This is a genomic window from Nocardia wallacei (assembly GCF_029868745.1).
Taxonomy (GTDB): Bacteria; Actinomycetota; Actinomycetes; order Mycobacteriales; family Mycobacteriaceae; genus Nocardia; species Nocardia wallacei_B.
In genome coordinates this window covers 1-5,030 of record NZ_JARWOP010000047.1, presented here as the reverse complement: position 1 = coordinate 5,030, position 5,030 = coordinate 1, and the positions used below count along the sequence as shown (strand labels likewise).

3 protein-coding genes are annotated in these 5,030 nt (G+C 69.1%); 1 reads left to right on the top strand and 2 read right to left on the bottom strand.

The genetic code is table 11. The annotated features are described in order from the left end of the window. Positions 1–131: 131 nt before the first annotated feature. Entirely contained in the window at positions 132–986 is an 855-nt protein-coding gene (locus QH470_RS02390) for an SDR family oxidoreductase (RefSeq protein WP_280270580.1), read from the bottom strand. Further along, positions 983–2,509 carry an aldehyde dehydrogenase family protein gene (locus tag QH470_RS02385; protein ID WP_280270581.1) on the bottom strand — a complete coding sequence of 509 codons (1,527 nt, stop codon included), beginning with the start codon at positions 2,507–2,509 and terminating at the stop codon, positions 983–985. The genes QH470_RS02390 and QH470_RS02385 overlap by 4 nt, the downstream gene beginning before the upstream one ends. 991 nt (positions 2,510–3,500) lie before the next feature. On the opposite strand from QH470_RS02385, the gene QH470_RS02380 reads away from it, so the two are divergent. Continuing rightward, positions 3,501–4,790 (top strand): PucR family transcriptional regulator, encoded by a 1,290-nt coding sequence (locus QH470_RS02380; protein WP_280270579.1) that lies wholly within the window; start codon positions 3,501–3,503, stop codon positions 4,788–4,790. Positions 4,791–5,030 lie beyond the last annotated feature (240 nt).

Here is a 5,030-nt window from a genome sequence, read left to right as displayed (position 1 = left end):
CCGAGGAACTGGTCCTCGGCGCGGGTCTTGCTGTCTTCGGCCGGATACCGCCGCACCGCGTAAGCGATATCGAGCGTCGCGAGTCCCACGAACACCGCAGTCGCCATGCCCGCGACGATAGCGAAACCGGGCTATTCCGTCCCCGGGCCCGCCGTCCCCGAACGCACCCGCTCCTCGTACGCCTTGCGCTCACTGGAGTCGACCTCGTCGAGGAAGGCGTGCTGCGAGCCCAGCGCGCGGCCCAGGGCATCGCCGACGGACTGCGGCAGCAGGCCGAAGACCTGGGCGATCGTGCCCGCGACCGCGGTGACCCGGACCTTCGCCTTCGGGGTGACGAGCAGTTTGGCGATGGCGTTCGCGATCTCCTCCGGCTCGGCCGGGCGCAGCAGCTTCGGCGGCGTCACACCCGAACCCAGCTCCGTCTTCGTCAGCGTCGGCAGCACCGAGGAGAACGACACGCCGGTGCCCCGATACTCCTCGCGCAGCGTGTCGGTGAAGCCGAGCACCGCGTGCTTGGTGGCGTTGTAGGTGGCCAGGCCGGGGATGTGGCTCTCGCCGGCCAGCGAGGCGATGTTGACCACGTGGCCGCTGCGCCGCGGCAGCATCCGGGCCAGCGCCAGCTTCGACCCCAGCACCACGCCGTAGACATTGATGTCGAGAATGCGGCGGGTCAGCGCGTCGGGCTCGTCGACCAGCTTGCCGGTCGGCATGATCCCGGCATTGTTGATCAGCACGTCGATCGGGCCGAGTTGCCGTTCCACCTCGTCGAGGAAGGTGCTGAACGACTGCTGGTCGGTGACATCGAGCCGGCCGTAGTGGTCGAAATCCTTTGCCGCGCCGGACTCCTTCACCGCCGTCTCGTCCACGTCGCCGATCGCGATCTTCGCGCCGAGCGACTGCAGCCGGGTGGCCGTGGCCAGGCCGATGCCGCGCGCCCCGCCGGTGATGACCACGACCTTGCCGCGAATCTTTCCGAATTCGGTCACTTGCCTTTACCTCCCACGGTGTCGAGTACGTCCCGGATGCCCAGGCGCCGCATGCCGCGGGCCCCGGCCGCGCGCATGGCGCTCAGCGCGAAGCCGAGTTTCGCTGTGCTGTACGGGAACCAGAACAGTTCCTTCTGCTGTGTCGGCAGTATCGGTGCGGTGACGGCCTGCTTGCGGCAGTACTTGCGCACGCCGTCCGCGCCGCCCCAGCGGTAACCCACGCCCGACTGCTGCCAGCCGCCCATCGGCAGCGCGAAGTTGAACAGGTTGGCGAACACGTCGTTGATGTTCACCGCGCCCGCGTTCAATTGCCGCGCGATGCGTGCGCCGCGCGCCTTGTCGCCGGTCCATACCGACGCCGACAGCCCGTAGATCGAATCATTGGCCAGCGCAACGGCTTCGGCCTCGTCGGCGACCTTCATCACCGGCAGTGTCGGGCCGAAGGTCTCCTCGGTCATGCACGCCATGCCGTGGTCGACCCGCACCAGTACGGTCGGCTCGAAGAAGGTGCCCACGCCGGTGGGCTTGCCGCCGGTGAGCACCTCGGCGCCCTTGGCGACCGCGTCCTCGACGTGCCGGGAGACGATATCGCGCTGTGCCTCGTTGGCCAGAGCTCCTATGTCGTAACGGGATTCGCGGCCGTCGGCGCCCTGGCGCAGCGCGCGCACGTGCTCGGTCAGCTTGGCGACGAATTCCTCGTACACGGGCTCCTCGACGTACACCCGCTCCACCGAGATACACACCTGGCCCGCGTTGAACAGCCCGCCGAACGCGATGCCGTAGGCGGCGCGGTCGATATCTGCGTCGGCGAGCACGATCGCGGGGTCCTTGCCGCCGAGTTCCAGGCTGTAGGGGACGAACCGGTCCACGCAGGCGGCGGCGATCGCGCGGCCCGTCTTCGTGGACCCGGTGAACTGCACGTAATCGACGGTGTTCACCACGGCCGCACCGGTTTCCCCGGCTCCCGTCGCCACCGCGAGGACCGGCGGCGCGCCGATCTCCGCCCAGCCGCGCGCCAGCTCCAGCGCGGACAGCGGCGTCACCTCCGACGGCTTGAGCAGCACCGCCGCGCCTGCGGCGAGCGCCGGGATCACGTCCAGCGCGGGCATGGCCAGCGGGAAATTCCACGGCGTGATCACGCCGACCACCGGATACGGCCGGTACACGGTGGTCAGCCGCTTGACCCGGGCGAGTGGGCTGTGCGGTGAGGGGTGTTCGTCGGCCAGGAACTTCCCCGCCCGGCGGGCGTAGTAACCGATCAGATCCACCGCGAAGCTGGGGTCGATGAGGGCGTCCACGCGGGGTTTGCCGGTCTCCGACTGGAGCACGTCGGCGAGGTGGTCGGTGTTGTCGATCAGCCAGTCCTGCAGCTTCAGCAGCCAGCGCTTGCGGCCGGCGGCGCCGATCGCCTCCCACTCGGGCTGATACAGCCGCAACTGCCGGACCTTCTCCGCGACCGCGTCGGGTGTATCCACCGGTACCCGGCCGATCACCGTCCCGTTCGCAGGGTTGCGAACCTCGATCTCGGCCGGTGCCGCCGCTACTTTCCCCGCCGCAGCCTGTCCGCCCGAAACCTCCTGCCCCGCCGCCTGCCTGGCCGGGACCTCCTGCGTCGTAGCCTGTCTGGCTGGGATCTCCTGTGCCGCTGCCTGTCCGGCCGGAACCTCCTCTGCTGCCACCTGTCCGGCGGGGACCTCCTGTGCCGCCGCCTGTCCGGCGGGGACCTCCTGTGCTGCCGCCTGCGTGGCGGGGACCTCCTGTGGCGCCGCCTGTCTGGTCGGAACTTCCTGCGCCGCAGTCTTCTTCGCGGGCTTTTTCTTCGGCGCCGCCTTCTTGGCAGTGGCCTTCTTCGCCGAAGTCCCCCGCGCTGCCGTCTTCTTCGCCGCCGCCTTCTTTCCCGGATCCTCCTGCGCTGCTGTCTTTTTCGCGGGAGTACCCTCTGCCGCAGTCTTTTTCGCCGGGCTCTGCGCTGCGGCGGTGTTCTGTCCCTCAGCCTGCTGTGCCGCAGTCGTCTTCTGCGCCGACGTCGCCTTCGTGGCCGGGTCTCCCTGCGCTGCCGCCGAGTTCTCCTGCGCCGCCGTTGTCTTAGCCGAGTTCTCCTGCGCTGCCGTCGTCTGTTTCGCCGAGTCGTCCTGCGTCGCCGCCGTTTTCTTGGCCGGGTTCGCCCGCGCTGCGGTCGCTTTCTTCGCCGGGTTCGCCCGCGGCGCGGTTGCCTTCTTCACCGGTGCTTTTTCGGTGGATGGCTGCTCGGCCGCGGAGTCATCCGTTGTGGATTTCCGGGCCGATGTCTTGCGGGTGGATCCGGCGGACTTGCGTGGTGGGCCCGCCTGGCCCGGATCGGGCAGCGGGTCGGTGTTCGTCACGATCTGTTCTCCCACATGCGCTGCGTTGCGACTTTGTGAATCAGTTCACTGAACTATGATCGTGACACAATCCTCGAGCGACTTCTTGGTTTCGACGGTCAATGCGCGAGGGTGTTTTTGTATTCGGAACACAAATATCGGGGAGGTCTTCGTGGCGGTCGGACCGCCCGACGTGGTGGTGCGGCAGTGGATCGCCGACTTCGTCGCCGAGACCCTGCGCAGCGACACCCTGGAACAGGTCGTCGACCGCCTCGACCTGACGATCGTCCGGCGCGTACCCGAACTCGCCGATCGCGACATGCGCCGCGATCTGCAAGCCAGCACCCGAGCCCACGCGCTGGCGGTTCTGGGCGGCCTCACCCAGGACAAAATGGACTACCCGGTGCCGCCGGAGGCGCACGCCTTCGCCCGCACCCTCGCCCGGCGCGGCCACGATCTCCGTCTGCTGCTGCGGACCTATCACGTCGGCCAGGAGGCGGTGCTCGAATACATGACGGAGGTCCTCGAGGCGCGACAACTCCCCGCGAACACCGAACGCGCGACCCTGCTGCGCCTGTTCGACCGATCGACCCGTTGGATCAGCACCTCGATCGAAGCGCTGACCGACACCTTCATGGAAGAGCGCGAACGCGGCCTGCGCGCGGCACTCAACCAGCGCACGGAAATCGTCAGGGCATTGCTGGCGGGCGAGGAACTGGATGCCGACCAGGCGACGGCGCGCCTGGGCTACCGGCTGGCGCAACGGCATCTCGCATGCGTGCTGTGGACGGAGAAGAACACCACCGGCGTACTCACGGTCGCGGACGGCGTACCCCTCGCGCCCGGCGAGAGCGAAACCCTCGGCCTGCTGGAGCGGATGGCCGCGCGCTCGGCCGCCACGGTCGGCAACGGCGCGGTGCTCACGGTGCCGTCGGGAGCGGCCGCGCTGTGGGCATGGATCGGGGTCGACGGCGACCCGGACGACCTGGCCGCAGCGTTCGACACGGCCGCCGCCCCCGGCACCCTCGAGGCCGCCGTCCGAATCGCGGTCGGCACACCCGCCGACCACATCGCCGGTTTCCGCCAGAGCCACCGCGAGGCGGTAGCCGCCCGCCACGTGGCCGAGCGCGCCGCCCACCCCATCCCGCGCCTGCTGCGATACCCCGACGTGGAAGTCGCCTACCTGGCAGGCGCGGACGAGCCCGCGATGCGCGCCCTGATCGCCCGCGAACTAGGCCCCCTGATAGGCCCGGATCCAGGCTCCGCCCGCCTCCGCCAAACCCTCCACGCCTACCTCCGCTCCCACCGCAGCCCCGACACCACCGCGAAAACCCTTGGCGTACACAAGAACACAGTCCGCTACCGAATCCAGCGAATAGAACAACTACTGGGCCATCCCATCGAAACCCGCAGCCTCCAACTGGAAATCGCCCTGAACTGCACAGCCGTCTTCGGCACCTGACCCCCCACCAACCCGCACACCTGTCGCAGCCCAATCCCCGCCACCCCCGAGGCACACCATCTTGCAACTGCTCACCCCCAAGTTCGCGGCCCGGCTCGATTCTGGACTGACGGAGCGGGGGAGCGAAGCGGAGGAGCGGAGGAGGGAAGAATCGAGCCTCAGGGGCCGCGAACCCGGGGCCGCGGGCGCCGCCGCCAAAAAAACCACCCCGCGGGCCGCGCCCCGGGGCCCCCCCCCCAC